This window comes from Mycoplasmopsis verecunda (assembly GCF_033546915.1).
Lineage (GTDB): Bacteria > Bacillota_I > Bacilli_A > Mycoplasmatales > Metamycoplasmataceae > Mycoplasmopsis > Mycoplasmopsis verecunda.
Window position 1 is genome coordinate 345,383 of sequence record NZ_CP137850.1, and the last position, 26,495, is coordinate 371,877.

The following is a 26,495-nucleotide window of genomic DNA, read 5'->3' on the forward strand; positions in this document are numbered from 1 at the left end:
ATGGATGGTTACCCCAGTTTTATAACAAATTTTCAAGAAACAGTTTCAAATACAGTTACAACTAGTGATTCAAATAAACCTCTAATTACAGGAATTGTTGCAGCTGTGCTAATTATCTTATTCTTATTAAGTAGCATTTTTTCAGGTTCCGAAACAGCTTATAGCACTATATCACCTGCTAAATTGCATGATATGGCTGAAAAAGAACATAAATTTGCTAACTTAATAAATAAACAAGTAAAAAAATATAATCAATTATTATCAACTATATTAATTGGTAATAACTTAGTTAATGTTGCTTCATCAGCATTAACATCCTATGTGCTTTCATTATATTTTGCTGAAGGTGATCCACTAACAGTAATTATTTCTACAGCAGTTGTTACACCTATATTAGTGCTTTTTGGTGAAATAACACCAAAATTAATTGCTAAATATAATCCTGAAAGATATCTAAAAATCTTTTGCTTATTTAACGAGTTGATGTTTTGATTATTTTTCCCATTAACATATCCAATAAGTAAACTATCAAAAAATGTTTATGTAACTAATTCTGAAGAAGATATTAAATCAATGCTTTCACTAGCACAAGAAGAAGGTGTCTTGCAAACTGGAGAAAGTATTCTAGCTCAAAATGCTTTAGATTTAGATTCAACTAAAGTAGGACAACATTACATTAAATTAAAGGATGTTACTACCATTTCATATAAAAGTAATATTAATGATGCATTAGAAATATTTAAAGAAACCAATTACTCTAGATTACCAGTTGAAAAAGACGGGCAATTAATCGGAATTGTTCTACTTAAAGATATCTTTAAGCTAAAAAAAGGTAGAGTGATTGATTATATGAAAAATGTACCACTTGTTTCAGCTAATTCAATTCTTTCAAGTGCTTTAGAAAAAATGAGATCAGCTAGAGCACAAATGGCTTTTGTAGTTGAAAACAATAACAGTACTGATGTTTTAGGAATAATAACAATTGAGGATATTATTGAAGAAATCGTTGGTGAAATATATGATGAATATGATGATGATGAAGAAATATACGAAGTATCTCTAGAAAAAGCTCGTGTACAATCAAATGTTATTATGTATGATTTATTCAAGCAATTAGAAATTCATACAGATTTACTAGAAGATGACGAAGAAGATATGCCTTTACGCAATTACTTATTAAAACATTTAGGTACCAAACGTTTATACAAAAACTCTCGTTTTACTTTAGAAGATGAAGTTACTTTTAAAGTGGTTGAAATTGTAAAAAATAAAAAGTTCTCAGCTTTTGTAGAAGTAGTTAAACTATAATTTATATAACATTATAAAAACGCTAATTTTTAGTACTAATAATAACTAAAATTAGTGTTTTTCTTATATTATTCGGTATTTTGCAAAATCGAATATATTTAAAAATATGTATAATTTTACAAAGGAGAAATATGGCAAATTTATTTAATAATTCAGAAATAAAAAACCCACAAGGTTTAGAACCTGTAGCAGATAATACTCCAGTTAAAGCAACAGCTTCAACAGGAGCAAAAGTTATGGTTTATTTATCATTTCTATTAATTGTTCCAATCTTTTTATATATTATAAAAAGAAACAATTTCTTAAGAACACAAAATGAAATCAATGAAAAAGCATCATTAATTGATGTTCAATTACAAAAACGTAGCGATACCTTGACAAAATTAGTAGCTCAAGTAAAATCATACAAAATCCACGAAGAAAAAGTATTTGAAGATGTAGCTAGATTACGTGCTTTAACTTTATCAGGTAATACAGCTGCCAATTCAAATGAAATTGAATCATTAAACAATTCTATTTTCGGACGTTTAATGGCTGTAGGTGAAAATTATCCAGAACTTAAAGCAGATTCAATGTATATGAATTTAATGGATGAAACAGCTTATATTGAAAGAGAAATTGCTTCAGCTAGAAGATTATATAATTCAACTGTTAATGCTTTCAATATGAGTATTATGACATTCCCTGCAAATGTAGTGGCTGAAAATATGGGATTAAGTACAGCATCTTTATTCCAAGCTTCAACTAAAGCCAGATTAGATGTTGACATGAATGAATTAGGATTATAATAACGAATGAAAAGAGTAGCAGATTATTTAAACTTTAGCGATTTTAAAAATGAAGCTGATGAGAAATTACTACCTATCATAAAAGATGTAGTTCAGAAACAATTTAGTACTAATGAATATTCACTTTATCAAAAAAATAAAAAAATAGCTATAATTGTAGCACTTTGTACTATTTTACCTTTAATTATTACATTAGCAACTTTAATACCCGGCTTGATGAATTCTAATGGATCTGCAACATTATCTGGTATAGTATTTTTAGGTATTACCGTTATATTAATTATTGTTGCTTCAGTATATAATGGATTAAGATTAAAAGCAGCACATAATATTTCAAAATCTATTTTATTTAATATTAATAAAGCGGATTTACATCTTAAAGCTATTAATATATTACAACCAAAATGAAAATTTTTAGGTTCAGAATATGAATGCGATAATCCAAGATATTCATACGATAAGAGTACTAGAAAATTCCAAAGAAATGAATATTATACATATCGTCCAAGTGTTGTTCCATCAGATGCATACATAGCTGATATAAGCAATTGTCAAACAATTGTTATTGATGATAAATATCCAGCCCATTTTTCAAATGCGCATTGAATTTATGAAACACAAACTGCAGATGGTCGTGGAAATAGAACAACTCAAGAAACACATTTTTATGTAACCCTATTAAAAATCGACGCAAGATATTTAGAATCAAGACACCGCACAAGTTTTATGTATTTTGGAAGTAAATGGTATAACCCGGCTGGAATGAAATCAATTAAATTAGAAAATAATGATTTCAACCGATTATTTAAATTGCAAAGTAACGATGAAATGAAAATGAGAATGCTATTTACACCACTAGCTATGGAAAATATGAGTAATATGTGAAATAGAAATTACTCATCAACTAATATTAGAAATATCAGTGTGTCTGCACAAAATGATATAATTTATATGTCGTTTTTATCACCAGCAGGTTTTGGATTAATTGATGTTCCAAAATTCGCTAAAGACCCAATTAGAACTACAAATTTCATTTATAGTGATATATTAAAAGATATTTTCTCATTATACTTTTTATTACAATTAGTTTATATTCCTAACTACTTATATTAGAATTTAAATTCAAGTTATTTAATATCAGATATCTATTATTTATCTGATATTTTTTATAAATTCACTCATACATTAAAGCGAATTGATTAATTAAAATTAATTAATAAAATCTATATAACAGTCATTTTAAAAGTATAAATTAAAAAGCTGTCAATCCACCTAATCGTGAGCTAACAGCTTTTTTTGTATCCTTGTATAATAAAATTGCAAATCTAAAGGAAGGAACTAACTTAATTATAATGTTAATAGATTTGAAGTATAACAAAAAAGAGTATTTTGCATAAAAATTGAGGAAAAGTATATCAAACGGTTATATCAAAAACTCAAAGAGAAGCATATTATCATTTTGCAATAATGGATTCACTAAATGATAACGAAATAAACAAAATCCATAAGGACATAAACAAACTCAGAGAGCAAAATATAACTCATTTCAACATGGAAAAGCTAGCTATTATGTTTAAAAATTTCGCAACACATGAAACACTGAATGATATTTCAAAAACAATGAACGTATCAGCTAAAGTTCTCAAGCAAAATTTAAAACTAGCTATGTGAGATTACACAGCAGAAGACTCATACAAATTTTGCAGTAATTGTAAAAATAGACTAACAACAATTTTTAAAGTTTCACATCGTGAATGAGTTCAGCTCAAAATGCAAAATGTTCAAAATCCAGTTCAACAAATTCATGAAAACACAATTTCAAAATGAGATGATATTGTTCGCTTCTGAAGGTTTTGAAGTAAACAACACAGAATCGTTAAGAGAAAATTATCTAAAGGTATTTTACTTTCAGATAATGAAAAGAAATTTGAACCACTAATATCAGTAACGACATTCTTGGATTACTATAAAGAACAATTGAAGGATAAAAATGCTTTTATACCTACGCCACAAGCTTTTTTATTACTTTATGGATTAAGAATATTTAAAGATGTTGATTTCTCTATTTTTATTTTGAAATCAAAAGAGGTATTTCAAAATCTAATTGAGATAAACTACGTGGCAAGAAGAAAAAGCCTAAAGGAGTGCAATCTAAGAAAAATTAACTTTGGTATTTCTATTCATCTCGCACCATTAACAATTAGAAACAGAGAAGAATTTGGACATTATGAAATGGACACAGTAATTCTTAATTTAAGAGCTAAATATTGCATTCTTACCTTGCTAGAAAGAAAGACAAGAATGTTATTTGGGATATTAACTCGGCGAGATGCAGATTCAATAAAAGAATCACTTCTTAAATTGATTAATCATCACAATTTAACCATTTTATCTCTAACCATAGACAATGGTTCGGAAAATGTGAAGTTAAATGAAATAAGAGAAATTCCTGTTATTTACAAGTGCGATACATATTCATCATGACAAAAGGAAGCATAGAAAATGCTCATAAAAAATCAGAAACTTTCTACCAAAAGGCAAGTTTCCGAGATATGTTAATTTTGAATATATTTCACAAATGTTCAACGCAATAAATAATCAATATCGTGATTTTATTGATGATAAAACAGGCAGAATAATCAGGTTAAAAACTTCTAAATATTTCAACAGTTTCGTCTAAATAACAAAGAATTTTAAGCTCAGGCTTTATTTTTCTTCACGCTTTTGGAACATTTTTGTAAAATTTATACAGCAATATTGAGGAACTACTCAATTTACCACTTAGGTGGACTTTCAACTTTTTAATTAATACAGTCATTTTAAAAGTATATTTTATAACCACTTTTAAGCAAATATAATATAATTTCTACATATTAGAAAAAGGAGATATTGATGAAAAAAACAATCGATGACCTTGAATTAAAAGGTAAAAAAGTTTTAGTTAGAGTTGACTTTAATGTTCCGGTACAAAATGGTGTTATAACATCTACAAAGAGAATTACATCAGCTTTACCTACAATTAATAAAATTATTAAAGAAGGCGGAAAAGTAATTTTATTCTCACACCTTGGTAGAGTTAAATCAGAAGCAGATTTAGCGTCTAAAACCTTACGTCCAGTCGCTATTGAATTAGCAAATGAATTAGGTAAAGCAGTAACTTTTGTTCCTGAAACAAGAGGAGAACTACTTGAAAAAACTATTGCTAAAATGCAAAACGGTGATGTTGTTCTTGTAGAAAACACACGTTATGAAGATTTAAATGACAAAGCTGAATCAAAAAACAATCCTGAATTAGGTGCATATTGAGCTTCATTAGGTGATGTATTTATTAATGATGCATTTGGTACAGCACATAGAGCTCATGCTTCAAATGTTGGTATTGCTTCAAATATTAAAGAATCAGCATTAGGTTACTTAATGCAAAAAGAAGTTGAATCACTTAACAAAGTTATTGAAAATCCTGAGCACCCATATGTTGCTATTATTGGTGGAGCTAAAGTTTCAGATAAGATTCAAGTACTTGAAAACTTAGCTAAAATCGCTGATAAAATGATTATCGGTGGAGCTATGGCTTACACATTTATGGTAGCTAGAGGAGAAACAACAGGAACTTCATTAGTTGAAACTGACTATATTCCATTAGCAAAAGAATTCTTGTCTAAATATGGAGATAAAGTAATTTTACCAGTTGACCATGCTTGTGCAAAAGAATTTGCAGATGTAACACCTGAAATTCAAGAAGGTTCAATTAAAGATGGTTATATGTCACTTGATCTAGGGCCTAAATCAATTCAAAATATCAAAGATGCATTAAAAGGTGCAAAAACTGTAGTTTGAAATGGACCTATGGGAGTGGCTGAATTTGTTAACTTTGAAAAAGGAACTTTAGGAGTATGTGAAGCAATCGCTAAACTTAAAGGTGCTTACACATTAGTTGGTGGTGGAGATTCAGTAGCTGCTGTTGAAAAATTAGGAATGGAAGATAAATTCACTCATGTTTCAACAGGTGGTGGAGCTTCATTAGAATTACTTCAAGGATTAAAATTACCTGGTGTTGAAAGTGTACAAGATAAATAATATTACATATTAGGAAACAATTGTTTCTGTTAATTGTAATCTTAACTGCAACAGTTAAAATTACTTTCTCAACATTAATTTGTTGAGATTTTTTTAATAAAAACTCAAGCTTAATTAATGCTTGAGAACTCATTGCAATAAGTTATGTTTTTCAATTTATAAAGAATTTATTTCTTGTTTTATTTGAATTTCTTTTTCTTCGAGAATATATAAATAGATCGGTATCTTTTGGTATAGGTGTCCATTTATCTTTATAATAATTTCAATTTACGAATAATTCATCTGACGAAAATCAGTCTAAAATTTTCTGGGCATATTATTAATCTCATCTTGAACTTTTTGTATCTGTTCTTAACTAATTTTATTGAAGTTTGTCCGTTTAGGAAAATATCTTCTGACAAGACCATTAAAATTTTCTATTCCACCTTTTTGAAACGATGCATAGTTATCAGCTTGATAAACATAAATTTTAAGTCTATATGCGAGATAAAATAAACATTTAAATTCTATACTATTATCTTTTGTTATGGATTTCACATTTAAACAATATTTCTTTATAAGATTTCAAATAATCAGATCAATTTTTCATGGATTTTTATTATCGATTTCAACAATAAATCCATATCTTGTTAATCGTTCATGAAATGTTAGTAGATGACAATTGCCATTACCGTTTCTACCTATAATCAAGTCAATTTCTCAATGTCCAAATTCTGCTCTCTCATTAATTTCTCGCGGTCTACACCAAAAAGGTTTTACTCATCGAACACCAACTAATGCTTGTGCTGCCGTTTGTTTTCTTCTTCCACCTTTTTTATATGATTTCCTTAATAAATCTTTCGTTGTGAATATTCATATATTAGAATTTATTCAATTGAAAACAGTTTTTAAACTAGGTTGCGAAAAATTAAAGTTATTCTTGATGTATTGACAAGTTAATTCCACACCAAACGATTTTTTATTAAATTTCTTTACAAATATATCAGTGAAATCTGAAAATTTTTCAAATTCATTTTTCAATATAAAATGTTGTTTTCATCTTTGTCTTAAATCATGTTTTCTTTGTGCATTGCTAGCGCTATATCCTCAGAAATCAGAATTATTTTTAATCTCTCTTGATAATGTGCTTACACTAATGTTAATAATATTAGAAATTTGATTTAATGACTTACGCTCAGTGTTAAAAAGAAATTCGATTGTTATTCTTGTTTCATAATTGATTTATTTATAATATATGTGCACCACTTTCCTGAGTTTTTAAGTGGTGCCTTTTTTATTTATTCAAAAAACTGCACCACTCATTATTTTATTAAAAAGTGTTGCAGTTAGGATTACAATTCAGCGTTAGATAACAAGAAATTTGTTTATCTATATCTAACTTCACATTTGAATGGTTAGAAAATGACAAATAAGTACCCTCAAGATTTTCTTTTTCTACTTTTGAAAAGTCAATTGAATCAGCAAAAACTCTAGCAGGAGTTCCAGTTTTTAGTCTTTGTAATTCAAATCCTAATTTAGCTAATGATTGACTAAGTTCAGGAGTTGTTTTTTGATTGTCTGGTCCTGAAATAGTAATATCTAATCCTCTAAGGATTCAAGAGTTCTATAAGTTCCAGTAGTAATCACAAGAACATTTGCATTTATAGTAACATCATTTTCAAGTTTTGTAGTGAACCCCTAAAGTTGGGCCAAATTTGAATCAAAAGAATTTCTGTAATCTAAACTAGGACATATTATTTGGACACATAAAAAATAATATGTTAATAATCAATAATATTGAAATTACTGATCAACAAATTAAGAGATGTAAATATGCAATTGAACTTTTAGAAAATTGTTCATTGTCATATGAGAAATTTATAAATGTATTTAAATTAATAACAAATTGCACCATAAGTAAGCAAAACTTATATCAAGTAATTGTTAAAATAAAACAATATAATTTAAATACTATGTATAATAAAATTGAAACTGTAAAATTTGCAAAAGATAATCGCGGAAGAAAAAGAAAAAATAATAAAGTAAACTGAGATAAAGTATCTAAAGAAGATATGATTCAAATATTAGAAATCTGACAAAAATACGGTGAAATAACAAAAGAAATTCCTACAGATATATTAAAGAAAATCAAAGAAATGAAATCATGTAAGAAAGAAGTTGCTAAAGCTTTTAATATGTCTAAAAGTACATTTTATAATCTTATGAATAAAGAAAAGCCATCTGAAAAAGAAATCCAATATGCTGAGGAAATCAAGACTTTACATAATAAATATAATCAAACATATGGCAGAGCTAGAATAGCTATTATGCTATTGAAAGAATATAATATAACTCTATCTAGTAGAACTGTTGGTAGAAAATTGAATAAGTTAAATTTATTTTGCAAAGTAAGACAAAAGACTAGAGTTAGAGAACTTAAAAATACAAACTTTGATGCTAAAGATTCAGTTAAAAGGGATTATAACGATGTTAATGGAAGAAATATTGTGGCTACTGATGTAACTTATATTCCAGCACCATTTGATTTGAAGAAATATTTCAATCATATATTTTTATCTATAGCTATTGAGCACAGAACAAAACGAATTATAAATTACAATATTTCAACGAGAAATGATAATGACTTAGTGATATCACATATAAAAGATATTAAATTCAATACAAGTTGAATTATTCATTCGGATCATGGTTATCAATATACATCAAATTTATATAATGAAATAATAGCTCAAAATAACGGTATTGTTTCAATGAGTAGAGTTGGTAATTCATTAGATAATAGAGAAGCAGAATATTTCTTTTCGATATTAAAATCAGAATGTTTGAAATTTGTAAATTTTAACAACATAACATTTGATGAATTAAAATCAATTATTGACACATTCATTCAATTTTATAATAGCGAAAGAATTCAATCTAACTTAGGTTGATTATCACCTAACCAATATGCAAATTTAATTGCATAAAAAAACACATTCATTTGGAGGGAAGTGTCCAAATAATGTGTCCATGTTTAATCAACTGGACTACTTTTTAGTCTCAACTTGATTCTTTTGTTGTTGTAATATCAAATATATCCGTTTAGTTCACTAATGAATTGTTCTATTGAATCAAAACGTTTTCTATTTGGATAAAAGAATTCAGTTTTTGATAACGCCAAACAAGATTCGACTAATCCATTGTCTGGACTATTACCTTTTCTAGACATACTTTGTGTTATATTGTGTTTTTTTCAATGTCTCGATAAAGTATTTATGTTGATAATGTCAACCTTAATTGAATGCATTATACTTACTTTCATACCTTTTAATTTAGGTAATAAAGGTTCTAATGTATTTTTAATAAGTTGTAGGTTTGGACTTGTAGAAATAGCTCAAGAAACAATTTCAGAATTGAAGCCGTCAACTATAGCTGAAAAATATAGTTTAACATCTGTTTTTAACTTAAATTCAGTAATATCTGTATAAAGTTTTTGTAGAGGAAGACTTGATAAGAAGTTTCTGTTTATTAGATTTTCTGCAACTTTTCCTATCTCGCCTTTGTATGAACTATATTTGCGTTTTGATTTTTGTTCTACTTTAAATCCAAATCTTTTCATAAGCTTTCTTACTTTCTTACGATTAAAGAAATAACCGCGATTTTTAAGTTCTATTTGCATTCTTCTGTAACCATATGTTTGATTTGAATTTGTAAAAATTTCATTCATAACAGCATATAGTTCTTTTAGCTTTTCTTCCATTTTATGAATAGCATTTACTTGGTATTCATATGTTGATTTAGGTATAGAAGCAACTTGCAATAGAATTCTTAATTTAAATCGTTCTCTTAATGACTCGATGGTTCGAACTATTTCTTCTTTTGTTGCTTCAGTCGGAAGTTAACTCTTTGTTTAAGTTCTTCGTTGAAAGCAATAGTAGCTTCTAATAGTTCTACTCTTTCTTCGAGTTCACGAATGTATTTCTTTGTATCTGAATCTTTTGTTACAACTCTTTTTCTCTTCATATTTACATTATAGAGATTTTTACGAGCATTAACTACTTTCATCATAAATGATGAGGCTGATTCAAGATTTAAATCTACAGCTGATTGGAAGCAAGATTTCTTATTTCTAAGAACTTCATCAATTTCTTTACTAATGAGACTATTTTCAACCGATTTAAGTGCTTTTGTTTTTAAATATTCATCTGCACTTTTATGTTGAAGGTAGTATCTTACATAATGCAATTGCATATGGTTCTTAAACTTATTTTTTCTAATGAATGAATTAAATTTTTCATTAGAGTTTAAATAACATTCAATAGTTTCAATTAATTTGTGTTTTTGTACCATAATAAAACCTTTCCATTTTGGTCCAGGTTTTGGGGTGCACTACATTTAATTCCTATAAATTCATTTTTATCATTAACTAAAATTTCTTCACACACTGCTTCAATTAATGAAATATTAGGATGATTTTGTTATGCTTTCAAAATTAGATTAGAATATTTTTCTTTGTCAATTTGTGTTCTTAAAGCTCTTACTGCTGGTACTTTGCTTTCATTAAGCATTTTAATTTGAATCATTGCTAAGTCTGAATAATACCCTTGCACACCAACTGAAGCATTAATTTCTCTAGTGATGATTCCTTTTGCTGGTCCACCAATAGATGGATTGCAAGGCATCATTGCAACTTTATTTAAATCAAAGGGTATTAAAGCTACTTTATGACCCATATTTGCAAGTGCAAAAGTAGCTTCAACACCAGCGTGTCCGGCTCCTATAACTATAGCTTCATAATCATTATTTGTGTTATTTTCTTGTATTTTCTCTTTCATAATATTTATATTTTATATTACTATTTAAATATTTATAACAGAATAATTTTGCTTTTTATCACTTAAAATAAGTGATAAAAGTCATTTTTTTATTAATAAAAAAAATATTATTAAATATCTTGTTTCAACCAATATATGGAATTTTTAAAGTATTATAATAAAAATATAAAGATGATAGTTTACATCACTATTTTTTGTAAGCTATCTATATATATATATATATATAGATGGGAGTTATTATGAGTAAGAAAAATCACAAACTTTTATTATTAGGTTCAATTCCTTTAACTTTAGCATCATTGCCAATTGTTGCAATGAGTACAGAAGATGATGATCGCAAATTTAAACATTCAGATGAAGATTATGCTTATTTATCTGACTATCAATTGGATTATTTTAATAATGAATTCAAAAAGATTGAAAAAACAGATGATAATGAAGAAGAATATAATGAAAAAGTAAAAGAATTAAAAGAAAAAGCTAAGTATTTATCATTATCAATGGGTTTTATTGATGAAAAAGAAGATGATTATGATGCATCAATTATATTTCTTGAAAAAAACAGTGTATTAGATGATATATATGATGCTACATATGAAAAAGCAAAAAAATTAACAGTCGATGAAGATGTTGATACTTTATATGATGAAAATATAGATAGATTTATTAAAGAACAAAAAGAAAAATTTAAAGATTTTAAAGAAACAGAAAAAGCAAGTAATTTTGTAATTTCATTTTCAGATTCAAATAACATTAATATTAACTTACCAGATATTATTGATAAATCTAAAAATATATCTGAGTATCAAAAAACAAAAACATTTTTACTAGAAGTAAAAGATAAAGTAAAAGATGATATAGAAAGTATTGATAATGAATATAAACAAACAGAATATATTCAATATTCTAATTTTTATGAAATTTCTCATAACAACATAAATTATATTTATGCTGATAATGAACTACAAAATAAATATAAAAATGAAGTTAAAAATTTAGAAACTGAATATCAACAATTAAAAGGACAATTAATAGTACAATTAAAAAATGATGTTAATAATTTTCTTCAAACTAACATATATTCAAAATCAGAAAAAATAGAATTCAATGATAATTGAAATACTTTAGTATCTACATTATTATTAAAATTCAACGAAAAAATAGATGAATTTAGAAAACACATTCAAACTACAAAAGATTCATTTAATGCTTTAAATGGTGAACAAATTATAGAAGAATATAAGAAATTATTTTCATCTCTTTCATATACCAAAAATAGAGCAGTAGAATGATTCAATGATTTATTAAAAAAGAAAGAAAGTATAGATGAAATAAAAGCTTGGTATAAAATATATCAAGAAAATAATGAAAAGATTAAAGAATTATTTAAATATTTCAGAGAAATATTAAATTTTGTTCAAGAGAAGCATCCTAATAAAAGAATTATTATTAATCATTCTGAAGATGATTTTCAATTTTCTTATGATCCTCAATTTTCTGATGTTATGTATTGAGAATATCAAAAAATATTAGATAGAAGTTTATTTGCTAATAGTTTTACTTCATGGATGAAGGAATCAATTTTTTACAATCCAGAAAATCCAGGCCAAGGTAAATATGACTATCATTGAGAAGAAAGTGCATATTATTTTGCTCTAACTGAAAAACCTAAAAATCGATATGAGTTTAGACACAATTGACAATTACCAGATGATTATTTACACTCAGATTATTTGGAGATGTTTAAAAAAGTAGCTGAAACAATTCCTAAAATTAAAGAACGTACTCAAAAAGCTATCCAACAATTAAAAACATTAGATAATCTAACTCCAAAGCAAAAAGAATATTGAATGAATAAAATTAAAGATGAAAATGTTTATAGTGAAACAGAATTAAAATCTATTTTTGATCTTGAACGTGATTACACAAGTTATTACGGATATCCTTTCCCTAATATATCAGCTGCAAAACAAGATAAAAGAATGAAAGAATTTACAGAACTTAAAAATAAGATTTTAAATGATAGAAACTTGAAGTTTGCAGACAAAAAAAACTTAAATTCTGTAAAAGATAGTCTTAATAACATACCAGTAGATCCAAATTATTTCGACTACTTTTTTAATAAAAAGATTGATGATAATGCCAGAATGGCTATTAACAATGGAAAATATAATTTAAAAAGTGTTTCAGAAAAACTTGATTGATTACAAGATTTAACTCCAAAGCAAAAAGAAACTATCAAAAACACAATTAATAATAACGACTCCAAAGCATTAAATTCATTAGAAGATTTAAATAAAATTTACGAAATAGCTAAAAAAATAAATGAGATTAATAAATCATATAAAGCAGAAAAAAACGAAGTAACTTCTGATAAATTCACAAATTCAAAAGAATATTTATTAGCTGATAATAAGAATGAATTTGATACTGTAACAGAAGCCTTAAATAAAGTTATTGAGTCTTTAGGTACTGTTGATTCTATACCAACATTAACTGATATAGAAAACGAAGTCAAAAAAGCCACTGAAAAACAAGGAGAATTTAAAAATCAAAAAGAAAAGTTAAATGGTGAAGATAATTTTGACAAAGCGATAAGCGACATTAATAATCTCGGACATATTGACAATGAAAACGTCAAAAAACATTTTAAAGAAGAAATTGATAAAGCTGTAAAAGATAAAAAAACATTACAAGAAATTAAAGATATTGTTAAAAAAGCCACTGATGTTGATGAAGAAACAAAAAAACTTCAAGAAAAACTAACTGAGGTCGAAAACTGAACTAACAATAATAACTATAATTTGACCTCTGACGAGACAATTAATCAATTAGATAAGAATGTTAATGATGCTAATGCTATTCTTAATGATGAAAAACTTTTAAAAGATCCTGCTAAAACTAAAGAACAAATTGAAAATATAAAAACAATTATTAATCAAACTCAAGATAAATCTCATAAAGAAGTAGACGAAGTTATTAAAAAACAAAAAGATGCTATTGAGAAGCTTAATGAATTATCAAATATCAATGAAACACAAAAACAAACAATTATTTCTAAAATTAATGACCCAGCCAATAAGGCAACAATTGAAAAAATATCTTCTGATGCTAATCTTTTAGACCAAGCAATGTCTAAACTAAAAGAAAACATTTCTAAAGCAAACGAAACAAAAAATACCAAAAAACACTTATTATCTGATTCAGAAATTAAAAAGAATTTCGACGATATATTATTAGATGATAATGTAAATACTGGGGATTTATCTTCTATTGATCCAAATGAAATTAATAGTAAAGGTACAAAAATTAAAGAAGCAACTGATAAATTAAATGGGGATACTAATCTTCAAAATTCAAAAGATTCGGTAGATGAAAAATTGTCGGATTTAAATTCACAGTTAGAAGACAAAATAAAGAAATTATTAGATAACTCATCAAATATTCATGAACTTAAAAATATTACTGATAAAACTGATGAGTTAAAAGAAATTATTAAAAAACTAATCAAATTAAAAGAAAATAGTCAAAATATAAAAAGTACTCCTAACTATACAGAAGCATCAAATAAAAAACAATATGATGATAAGTTAATTGAAGTATCTAATGAAATTTCAACAAATAAAAACATAGAAATTCCTGATTATAATTCACTTGAATCATTAATTACTGAACTTAATAAATTAAAAGATAGCCTAATTGAAAAACAAAATCAATTAAACGGTAAACAATTATTAGACGAAGCTGCTAAAAAAGCTCGTGATGTTATTAATGAACTTAATAATTTAAGTAATGAAAACAAAACTCAAATTATTAATGAAATAAATAATAAAAAGACTATTCAAGATATTAATGACTTAAAAGATTCATCAATTAGTCTTAATAAGAAAACACAAGATTTATTAGATGAAATATCAAGTCTTGAAACAATATCAACTAAAGATGATTATCTAAAATATGTAAATCAAGACAATAAAAGTAACTTAACTAATATTTTAAATAAACAAAAAGATATTTTAGAAAATAAAAAACTTAGTCCTAATAAAACAATTAGTGATATTGAAAATTACAAAACAGAATTAAGTAATGTAAAAACAATCATAGAACGTGAAATTTATGATTTTAAGAAATACATTCAAGATTCCAAAGATGAAATTAATAAATTGAGCAATTTATCACCTACTCAAAAAAAATTAATTGTAGCTGAAATCGAAAAAAGCAATGACAAAGCATTTATTAATAGCTTAAAAGAAAATTCTAAAAAACTTAATGAAACAATTGAGCAAGCTCTTCAAACTAAAAATAATTTAGAAACTAAAAAGACTGAATCTAATTATCTTGAAGCGGATTTAGAAAATAAAAATGCTTTAGATACAGCATTTAAAGAATTAGATAAAGCACTTGAAATTACTAAAAACTCTGTGGATGTAAAATCACCAGTAAATATTGATTCATTATTAAATGCATTAAAATCAAAAATTGATTCAGCTAAATTATCAAATAATAATTTAAATGGAGATGCAAACCTTCTTTCAGCTAAAAATAATGCTGCAGAAATTATAAAAAATGCAAGCAATTTATCAGATGAATATAAAGACGATTTAAATAGTGAATTAGAAAAGATTAACTTAAATAATCCTTCCGTTTCAAAATACAATGAGTTATCAAAAAAGGTTTCTGATTTAAATAACAAAGTTCCAGAATTAATCAAATCATTAAATGATTTAAATTCATTAAAAGAAAGTAATGATTATAAAGCTTCTTCAGAAGACACAAAATCAAAAACAACTGAAGCACTTAATAGTAAAACTTCATTGTTAAATGATGATAATAAATTAATTAATGATAAGTTACTAGAAGACATTAATAAAGCAATAACAAATATAAATAATGCTAAACAATTAATTTCAGAAGATAAAAGCAATTTTGAAACTTCTAAAGAAGGTCTTCTTGGTAACTTGTTAAATTTATCTTCAAAACAAAAACAATTATTACAAGAAAAAATTAATAATTCAACAAATAAAACTGAATTAGATTCCATTGTTTCTAATGCTAAAGAGTTGGATAAAGCAATGGAAAAATTGGGTAAAGTAACTGAAGAAGCTGCAAAACAAGCTAAAACTATTAATTACTCATTATCTACTGAAGAAAATAAAAAAGAATTTGATAATGTTGCTTCTGAAAAAGAGCTAGAAAAACTTCAAAAAGAACAAATAGATTCAATAGAACCTTCTGTTATAAATGATAAAAACAACAAAATTGAAAAAGCAACAAACAATTTAGATGGTGAATTTGTATTTAACAAAAATAAACAAGATGCTATTAATACCATTAAAACTAAAGAAAATTTAATTCAATCTCAAAAAGATAAATTAATAGAAATTATTAATGATGTCAAATCAAATGAAGATTTAGATCAAATAAAAGATAAAAGTGATAAATTAGATCAACTAATTGGTGCTTTAAAAACAACTATTAGTGATGCAAACACAACAAAATCTACCCCATCATATACTGAAGCCAGTGACAAAACTGATTTTGATAATAAATTAAAAGATGCTGAACTCTTAAAAAATTCAGTAACTACAAACACTGATTTTATCCCTAACACTAAATTAGATAATTTAATTAAAGAACTAACAGATACTAAAAACAATTTATCTAATGCTAAACAATCATTAGATGGACAAAGTAGATTGAATAAGGAGATAGAAAATTCTAAAAATGCAATCAATGGTTTAGAATATCTAACAAAAAATTATATTGATGCAATCAAAGCTGATTTAGATAGTAAATTAACAATTAATGATGCGCAAACCACAAAAAACAAAGCAATTGATTTAAATCAATCAGCTAACTTAATGCTACAAGCTAAAACAAAAGCAATTAGTTTGCAAAGTAATCCTGATTATAAATATGCAACTAATGAACAAAAAACAGCTTTACAAACAGCTATCGATAATGTAAATAATATCCTTGAACAAGACAAACTTAAAAATAATAATGTTAAAGAATCAGTTGATTCATTAACAGATGCACTAAATCAAGCGATGAAATCTATTAATGATAGAATCACAACTATTAAAGACGCAATCCAAAAAGCTGACAAAACAATTGCGGACTTTGAAAACTTAACCGCAGAGCAAAAAACAGCTCTTAAATCAGAAGTAGAATCTAAAATCACAACTGATGATATTGCTCAAGTTATTTCTAAAGCAACTGATTTAGATTCACAAACAAAAGAACTAAAAACTGCTCTTAAAGAAGCTGATAAAATCGATAGAGAATCTGATAAATATAAATTATCTAGCGGAACAAAAGCTCAAGATTTTGATTCAGCACTTAATGATGCCAAAACAGCTTTACAAAGTGGACTAGCTAATAAAACTAAAGAAGAAATTAAAAAATTAACTGACAAGTTAAATGATGCTAGAGGTTCATTAAATGGTGATGAAGTATTAAAAGAATTAAAAGCAAACTCAAAAGCAGAAATTGACAAACTTAATAATTTAACTAAAGATCAAATTAAACAAATAAATAATGCGATTGATACTACAGATATTACACCATCAACAATTTCTTCACTAGTTGAAAATGCTAAGAAATTAGATGAAGCTATTAAAAAAGCAGATCAAATTAAACAAACGGTTGCTGAATCTAAACAAACTCCAAATTACTTAGATTCAGACACTGAAAAACAAACAGCTATAAATAATAGTGAAAAAACAACAAATGAAAAATTCAATGACGCTAAAAAATCTTTTGATTCTGTAACACCGGAAGTTTTAAATAATCTAACTGTTGAATTAAATAAAGCAAGTGAAAAACTTGAATTAGATAATAGTCTATTAAATGGTAATGAGCTAATTAAAAATGCTAAAGCAGATGCTATAACTTCAATAAAAAATAAAGAACATCTATCAACAGAGTTACAAGGTAATTTAATTTCTCAAGTAAATGAGAAATCAAGATTATCAGAAATTTTAACAGTTAAAAATGATGCAAATAATTTAGATGATTTAACTAAAAAATTAATTGATGCAAAAAACAATCTTCAAAAAGTAAAAAATGATACGAAAAAATATCCTGCTGCTTCTGAAAATACAATTTCAAAGGTTGATGAAGCATTACAATTAACAAATGAGTTATTAACAGAAAATAAACTTAAGAATAATAAAACAGCAGATGAAATTAAAACTGCTACAAAATCACTTGAAAATGCTTTACAATCTATTAATGATGATAAAGATTCATTAGAAACTGCTAAAACTCAAAAAATAAATTCAATTAAAGATTTATTAAATCTTTCAGAAAAACAAAATACTACAATTAAATCAAAAATTGCTGATACCTTAACAACAATTGATTTAAATAATATAGTAGATAAAGCTAATAGACTTAATGATGAAATGGGTAATTTAATTTCAGTTGTTGATGAAGCAACTAAAGTTAAATTAACAAATAAATATGACTTATCCGAAGAAACTCTTAAAAAAGCATTTGATAATGTTGCAAATAAAGATAAATTATTAGAGCTCGATAAAGAAAAACAAGATTCAATTGAACCCGACATCATTAAAAATAAAGCTAAAGAAGTTTCTGATGCAACAAAAGCATTAAATGGTGACGATAAATTTACAGAAGCTAAAGAATTAGCAAAAGAAAAAATATCTAATCTACAAATTTCACAAGATCAAAAAACAAAAATTAAAGATTTAATTGATAATACTGAAACTAAGTCTGATTTAGATTCAATATCTAAAAATTCTAGTGATTTAAATCAAGCATTAACTGATTTACAAACAGCTATTGAAAATGCTAAAAAACAAAAACAAACTCCAAATTACACAGAGGCTTCAAATATTCCTTTATTTGATAGTAAATTATCTGATGCTATTACAGGATTGCAAACAGCAAAAACAGCTGTTATAACTGATGTCAATTCAATTAAGGCACTTATAACACCTATTAATACTTTAAAAGATAATTTAACTAATGAAACAAACAAATTAGATGGTCAAGAAAGACTTAATTTAGCAATTAGCTCTGCTAAAACAGTTATTGATGAAGAAGTAAAATCATTGCATCCTAATAATGTAAAGAATTTAGTAAAAGACTTAGAAAGTCAAAAGACTATTGAGTCTGTTAATAAAGCTGAACAAAGTATTTTAGACTTGAATCAATCGGCACAAAAATTAATCGAAAAATGAAATGATGCTAAGAGTTTAACTCAAGATCCTAAATACAATTTTGCTACAGAAGACCAAAAAACTGCATTAGCTCAATCAATTCAAAAAGCAAACAATATGCTTGAAGAATCAAAATTAAAATCTGATATTTCTAAAGACGAAGTTGATAGAGTTACAAATGAACTTCAAACAGCAATTGATGAAATTAACAAAATAGCATCTAAAGTTAAAGATGTAATTAAACAAAATAATGATAATGTTGAAAAAATGTCTAGTTTAACACCTAGTCAAAAAGAAAACCTTAAAAAAGAAATTTCATCAAAAACTAATGAATCAGATATTGATAAAGTTATTTCAAAAGCAAATGATTTAAACGAAAAAACTAAAGCATTAATAGATGCTGTTAAAAATGCTGATTCAATTAAGGAAAATGATAATTACAAATTATCAGACAAAGAAAAATCTTCAGAATTAGATAATGCTCAAAAGAGTGCTAAAGACATTTTAGAAAATGGTTTAGAAACTAAATCACCTGAAGAAATTAAAAAACTTACTGATGATTTAGATAAAGCAACCAAAAATTTAAATGGTAATGATAATCTTGATAAATACCATAATGATGCTATTTTAAAATTGGATGATTTAAAAGATATTCCAGATGATGTAAAAACTAAGATAAAAGAAGCTGTTAACAATTCAAATAAACCTGATGTTATTAATTCATTAGTTGATAAATCAACAAAATTAAACCAATCAATAAAAGAAGGTAATGAACTTAATGACAAGGTTCAAAAAGATAAAGAAACAGCAAACTATTTAGATTCAGATCAAGATAAACAAACAACTTTGACTAGTGTTCAAGATTCACAAGATAATAAGTTAACAAATGCTAAGAAGACACCAGAAAATATTACTGTAGATTATCTTGATAAAATCACTACTGATTTAACAAAAGAAAATGATAAATTAAAAACAGCTCTTGAAGAGTTAAATGGTGATGAAAAAATCAAACAAGCAAAACAAAATGTAAATGATTTAATAACTAATAAAGAATATCTTTCTGATCCATTAAAACAAACTTTAAAAACTCAAATTAATGATAATTCAAGATTAAAAGAAATTGCAGACACTGTATCTAAAATTGACAAATTAGATGATTTAGCAAATAAATTACAAGAAGCAAAAAGCAACATTGAAACAGCTAAAAATGATTCTAAATATAAAGCTGCTTCAAATGAAACTAAAAAAGCTGTTGAAAAAGCTTTAGAAGATGCTAAGAAATTATTAAATGATTCTAATAAACTTATTAGTGATACAAATAATCAAGAAATTGAAAAAATTACTAATGATCTAAAAGAAGCTTTAAAATTAGTTGATAATGACAAAAAAGAATTAGAAGCTTCAAAATTAGAAAAATCTAATTATGTCGAAAATGAATTACCAAACTTATCTAAATTGCAAAAAGATGCTATAAAAGCTCAAATTACTGGTGCACTAACTCCTTCTGAACTTAATGATAAAGTTAATAATGCAAATAAACTTAATAGCGAAATGGGTGAATTAGCTAAAGCAATCAAAGAAGTAAGTGATGTTAAATCTACTAACAAATACTTATTATCTGATGGTAATCCTAAAGAACAATTTGATTCTGTAGCTAGTGAAACTGAATTAGCTAAACTTGCCAAAGAAAATCAAGATTCAATTAATCCTGAAGAAATAAAAACTAAAGCAACAACTATTAAAGATGCAACAACAAATCTTAATGGTGATAGTAATTTTGAAACATTAAAAACAAATGTTAAAGATGAAGTTGAGAAAACAAAATTATCTGATACTCAAAAAGGTGATTTTAAGAAATTAATTTATGAAGCTACAACAGATCAAGAAGTTGATAAACTTAAATCACAATCAAAAGCTCTTGATCAAGCTATTAATGATCTTCAAACAGCAATTAACGAAGCAACAAGTGAAAAGACTAAACCAAATTACACTGAAGCTTCTGCTGGAGTTGATAAAGTCAAAGATTTATTTGATAAACAATTATTAAATTCATCAAATGATTTAAGTAATGCTAAAAATGCTTCTTTAAGTAATGATGAAGTTATTGATAAATTGATTAAGGATTTAGTCAAATCAAAAGACACATTAAATAATGCAAAAAATAATTTAGATGGTCAATCTAAATTAGATAAAGCAAAAGAAGATGCAAAAGCTGATATAGAAGCATTAAATAATTTAAGTGATAATAGTAAATCACAAATTAAAGGTGATATTGATTCTAAAAATACAATTTTAGATGTAAATAAAGCAAAAGAAGATGCTGATAATCTAAACACTTCTGCTAATGATTTAATAACTGAACTTAATAAGGCAAAAGATTTATTGAAAGATAATGATAAATATGCATTAGCAACAAAAGACCAACAAGTTGCTCTTACAGGTGCAATAGAATCAGCTCAAAATATGCTTGAAACTAATAAACTTAAACAAAATGTTTCTAAATCTTCTGCTGATACAACTAAAAATGATCTAATAGGTGCAATGAATGCAATTAATGGATTAGCCAAAGAAATCAAATCCGAAATCCAAAAAGCTAAAGAAACTATTGACTCTCTTGAACATTTAACTAAAAACCAAAAAGATTCTCTTAAATCTGCTGTAGGTACTAAAACAACTTCTGAGGATATTAAATCACTTTTAGATGATGCACAAAAACTTAATGTATCAACAAAAAATCTAAAAGATGCTATAGAAAAAGCTAAAGAAGTAGATAAAGAAGCTAATAATTATAAATTAGCGGATCCTGAAAAACAAGTTGCTTTTGATAACTCTTATGATAAAGCTAATAAAGCAATTATTGATGATTTATTAGGTGATAAAACACAAAAAGATATAGATGATTTAACAAACTTATTAAATAATTCTAGATCAGCTTTAAATGGTGATAATAACCTTGAAGCTAAAAAAGAAGCAGAAAAACGCAAAATAGATAATTTAGATAAATTATCTACAGAACAAAAAACATCTATTAAGAATGCATTTAACAATGTAACTACTCCTTCTGATGCTGAAAATATTACTAAAGCAGCTACTGATTTAAATAAATTAATTTCTAAAGCTGAGTCATTAGATACTTCAATAAATGAAGCTAAACTAACTCCAAATTACACTGAAGCAACAAATAAATCTGATTTAGATACTTCAAAATCTAATTTAATTAACAGCATTAGTAAGACTAAAGAAAATAATGATTTAGATAATGTTTCTAAATTAAATCAATTAGCTAGTGAATTAAATTCTAAGATACAAGATGCTGATAATAAATTAAAAGCTTTAGATGGTAATGAGCAAGTTTCAAAAGCAAAATTAAATGCTAAAGACTTTATTGATAATCTTGATAAATTGTCTACAAAAGCAAAAGAATCAATTAAAAACAAATTAGATGATTCTAATAATGTAACAACTATTTCAGATGTAGAAAAGATTAAAACAGATGCACAAGATTTAAATAATAAAGCAAAAAGTCTTAAAGATAGTATAGACACATTAACACAATTAAATAAAACTAATAAAATTGATACTTTAGATAAAGAAACTAAAGATTCAATAAGTACAGTTTTACAAGAATCTAATGATTTATTTACTGATGAAAAACTTAAAGATAATATAAGTGATAAATCCATATCACAACAAAAAGAAAAAGTAGATAAAATTATTGAAAAAATTAATAATCAAGCAAAAGACCTTGATCAATATAAAGAATCTAAAATACCTACTTTTGATGATTTAAACAATTTATCAAAAGCTCAAAAAGATGCACTTAAAACAGAATTGCAAAATGCAACAACTAAACAATCAGTTGATGATGTAATTGTTAAATCAAATGAATTAAATACTGAAATGGGTGATTTAGAATCAGCATTAAATGCTTTAAAAAATAAAATTAATTCTACAGATGAAAAATTATCTAGTGATACACCAAAAACAGTATTTAAAAACCTTACAAAAGATACAGAAATATCAAATAATACAAAAGAAAATATTTCGACAACAAATAAGGATGAAATTAAGGCTAAAAAACAAACCCTTATTGATGCTGTAAATAATTTAGATGGTAATTCTAATTTACAAGCAGCAAAAGAAGAAATATCTAAACTCAATAATTTATTTTCTGATTTAAAAGATTCATTTATTGATTTATTAGATAAATCATTAAATAAAAAAGCATTAGATTCTATTGTTTCAGATGCTAAAACAATTGATAATGAAATTTCATCAATTGACACAAATCTTTTGGAAGTAAATAAACTTATCAAAAGATTTGAACCAGAAAAAACTGAGCAAAATATTAATGCTATAAAGAGTTTAATTAGTGAAATTGATAGTAATAAAGATGTGTTAGACAAATTGAAAGAATCAATTACAGACATTAAAAATAGTAAATCTACTAATCCACAGATTTATACTAACTTAAAATCTGGAATTGAAAAAGCAATCGAAAAATCAAAAGCAATTATTGCAAAAGTCAATAATAAGGTAAATGAAGAAATAGCTGATACACAATTATCAGATATCAAAGATAAAGATATTAAGCAATATGCTCTAGATAAATCTAAAGAACTTGAAAATTCTGAAATTAACTTGTATAAAGCTTTAGATAATGCAAGAGCTATTCAAGTTGCGCCTTATTTAGATAAATATAAAGAAGTGTTACTTAATGCTCCTGAAAAACTTCAAAAATCACCTTCATGAATTAAATACTCACTTAATAACTCAGAAGAATTAAAACAAGCTTCAACTCCTGAAAATGATAAGCTCATTCTTCAAAAACTACAACATCAAGTAGCTAAAGCTAACTTAGCATATGCTTATGATGATGTTATAGGTATTACAAATCCTGAACTTGCTGAAAAATTAATTCCTGAATTACAAAAAGCAGTTGATTTATTATATTTCAATACTGTTACATCGATTGATAAATACAATGAACAAGCTGAAAAACTTACTTGATTTAAATTAGCAAATGAACTTGATAAGTTAGTATCAAAAACAAATCAAGAAATTTCTAAACCTTGAAGTAAACAATTAACTAATTTAGTTAATGATGCTAATAGTGCTATAAATAATAATCAAAGCACTAACCAAACCTTACAAGATTTAATTAATAGATTAAACAAGATTAACATTAAAGAACCTTTAATTAGTGCTATAGAAGAAGCTAATGAATTTATTTTGGAATTATCTAAATCAATTGAAAAAGATAATAATGATTTATTAGTTTCTAAAAAAGAGCTAGTTGAAAATGCTGTAAACAGTGCTTTAAATCTAGTTAATAAAGATGAACTTGAACCTAAAGAAAATTATGTAAATGAAGCTTTAAAACTTAAAAAATTACTTAACAAGGTTCAAGAAGAAATTTTAGGACCTAGAAAAGCATTGCAAAAAGTTTTAGAATCAGCTAAAAAAATCAATCCTAAATCATTAGCATTGCAAAATGCTATTAATGAGGCAAAAACTCTTACAGATAACTCTGAATTAAGTGATATTCAAAAAGTATTAAAACATTTAAATCATAAAATTACAACAAATGATCTTGATTTAACAATTGATGCTACACCTAAAATTAAAGATGGTATTTATGCAAATATAACACCAAATATAATTGAAAACTCAAAACAAATTAGCGCAAATGAAAAAGTGACAGCTAAAGAATTAGAAAAAGCAACAAATAAACAAAAAGTTAATAATAAACAAATTGATGCAATCAATGGTGTATATGACTTTAGCAGCTTAAATAAAGCACAAAAAGATAAATTTGTTGATAATGTAATAAAAGCTAAAGATATTGATTCTATTACTGATTTTGTAAATGAAGCTGCAAAACTAAATACATCTATGAAGAATTTAGCTAATACATACAATAATTTAGACTCAAAACTAAAACAAAGTCCAATTGTTCACTCAGACTATCTAAATTCAACTAAGAATGAACAAATTAAAGTTGATAAATTATTAAAAGATGCAAATGATTTATTAACTGAAAACGGTATTCTTTATAAAGATAATTCTTCTACAGCTGTTGATGATTTAATTAAAGAGATTAATAATACTTTAAGTAATTTATCTGGAAAAGATAAAGATATGCAAAAACTTAATGATTTAATAGACAAATTCAATAATATTAAATCAAGTGTTGATGCTAACAAATTATTTAATTCACCTAAAGCATTACAAGATATTTATAATAACTTGTCAACTGATATTAATCAATTGATAAACCTAAGAGATAATTTAGTTGAATTTAACAAAAATGGTGGAATTAATAAGTTAGAAACTTTAATTAATAATTTAGATACTAATAAACAAGAAATTGATAAATTCTCTTCAAAAATATTTAAAGATAATGGCGGAAACTCAATTACACAAGCTCAAAGTTTTATTAATGAAAATGCTAATTCATTAAGCAAAAATTATCAAGCTAAGTTGTTAAATGAATTCAATAAACAAATCACTTATAAAGATGCAAATAATATTCTAAATCAAGTTCAAAATCAAAACAATGATGTAAGTGATAAACTTAATATTATTGAATCATTAATTAGTGAAATGCTTAAAAACATAAATTCTGATTTAACTTCTGTAGTAAATCAAAAACTATATGAAATTAAAGATTTAGCTAATGAGCAAAAAGTTACTGATTTATTTAATTTAAATAATCAAATTTCACAATTAGAAGATATTAAAAATAAATTGTATAAAGTTATTAATTCAGATGCAAAGACACATAAATTTAATAACTTAATGACTAATTTATTAGTTGATATAGCTGAAATTAGTAATATCAAACTTAATTCATACCCTGAATTTGAAAAACAATTTAATAATAAATTAGCATCTTATTCACATAATGCAACTACTTTGGATAAAGTAGTTAATGCAATAAAATCAGATAATCACAAAGCACTTGAACAATTGTTATTTGATAATGAATTTGATAATAATAATATTTTCATTGCTTATATTATGAAAACACCTCATGATATTGATAATTTTAAAGACAAAGAAAGTTATAACCAATTTATTTCAAATGAAAGTTTTATGAAAGGATCAAGAGCTTTACAATCATTATTTAAAGCTCCTTCATTTAAAGAATCTTCAGTAATGTTTTGACCTTATCTAGTGGCAATTGCAGCACTTACTTTCATAAGTGGTATGATTATTGCTATGAAAAGAAAAGTAAGCAAAAATAAATAATATTTTTAAAATTCCATGGATTATTTCTGTGGAATTTTAATATTTTTTTGTGTCATCAATATATA

At 25.4% G+C, this 26,495-nt stretch carries 9 protein-coding genes and 3 pseudogenes; 7 read left to right on the forward strand and 5 right to left on the reverse strand.

Annotated elements, in window-relative coordinates; translation table 4 throughout:
- From SAM46_RS01500 to SAM46_RS01520, 5 genes are all read left to right on the forward strand, one after another.
- On the forward strand, positions 1 to 1,308 hold the full coding sequence (locus SAM46_RS01500; RefSeq protein WP_078747128.1) for a CNNM domain-containing protein: 1,308 nt from the start codon (positions 1 to 3) through the stop codon (positions 1,306 to 1,308).
- A 131-nt stretch (positions 1,309 to 1,439) separates the two neighbouring features.
- Positions 1,440 to 2,096: a LemA family protein gene (locus SAM46_RS01505; protein WP_078747129.1), complete on the forward strand. Its 657-nt coding sequence runs from the start codon at positions 1,440 to 1,442 to the stop codon at positions 2,094 to 2,096.
- A gap of 6 nt (positions 2,097 to 2,102) precedes the next feature.
- Positions 2,103 to 3,209, forward strand: coding sequence for a DUF3137 domain-containing protein (locus SAM46_RS01510; RefSeq protein WP_078747130.1), 1,107 nt, complete (start codon positions 2,103 to 2,105; stop codon positions 3,207 to 3,209).
- 354 nt (positions 3,210 to 3,563) lie between these two features.
- Positions 3,564 to 4,595: an IS30 family transposase gene (locus tag SAM46_RS01515; RefSeq protein ID WP_318635628.1), complete on the forward strand. Its 1,032-nt coding sequence runs from the start codon at positions 3,564 to 3,566 to the stop codon at positions 4,593 to 4,595.
- A gap of 393 nt (positions 4,596 to 4,988) precedes the next feature.
- Positions 4,989 to 6,173, forward strand: a complete 1,185-nt coding sequence (locus SAM46_RS01520; RefSeq protein ID WP_078747387.1) for a phosphoglycerate kinase — start codon at positions 4,989 to 4,991, stop codon at positions 6,171 to 6,173.
- A gap of 142 nt (positions 6,174 to 6,315) precedes the next feature.
- On the opposite strand, the pseudogene SAM46_RS01525 reads toward SAM46_RS01520, so the two are convergent.
- A pseudogene (locus tag SAM46_RS01525) lies at positions 6,316 to 7,394 on the reverse strand (IS30 family transposase).
- Between the two features lie 121 nt (positions 7,395 to 7,515).
- A pseudogene (locus SAM46_RS01530) lies at positions 7,516 to 7,817 on the reverse strand (FAD-dependent oxidoreductase); the annotation flags it as partial.
- 113 nt (positions 7,818 to 7,930) lie between these two features.
- Here SAM46_RS01530 and SAM46_RS01535 point away from each other — a divergent pair.
- Positions 7,931 to 9,139 carry an IS3 family transposase gene (locus SAM46_RS01535; protein WP_318635629.1) on the forward strand — a complete coding sequence of 403 codons (1,209 nt, stop codon included), beginning with the start codon at positions 7,931 to 7,933 and terminating at the stop codon, positions 9,137 to 9,139.
- 47 nt (positions 9,140 to 9,186) lie between these two features.
- Here SAM46_RS01535 and SAM46_RS01540 read toward each other — a convergent pair whose 3' ends face one another.
- The 3 genes and pseudogenes from SAM46_RS01540 to SAM46_RS01550 all read right to left on the reverse strand — a co-directional run.
- The gene (locus SAM46_RS01540; RefSeq protein WP_318635630.1) at positions 9,187 to 9,972 is read right to left on the reverse strand and encodes an IS3 family transposase; all 786 of its coding nucleotides are present in this window, start codon (positions 9,970 to 9,972) and stop codon (positions 9,187 to 9,189) included.
- Between the two features lie 47 nt (positions 9,973 to 10,019).
- Positions 10,020 to 10,502 (reverse strand): hypothetical protein, encoded by a 483-nt coding sequence (locus SAM46_RS01545; RefSeq protein WP_318635631.1) that lies wholly within the window; start codon positions 10,500 to 10,502, stop codon positions 10,020 to 10,022.
- Positions 10,503 to 10,546: 44 nt separating this feature from the next.
- Positions 10,547 to 10,987 (reverse strand): annotated as a pseudogene (locus tag SAM46_RS01550) (FAD-dependent oxidoreductase); the annotation flags it as partial.
- A gap of 239 nt (positions 10,988 to 11,226) precedes the next feature.
- On the opposite strand from SAM46_RS01550, the gene SAM46_RS01555 reads away from it, so the two are divergent.
- Positions 11,227 to 26,430: a GA module-containing protein gene (locus SAM46_RS01555; RefSeq protein WP_159442403.1), complete on the forward strand. Its 15,204-nt coding sequence runs from the start codon at positions 11,227 to 11,229 to the stop codon at positions 26,428 to 26,430.
- Positions 26,431 to 26,495: the final 65 nt, after the last annotated feature.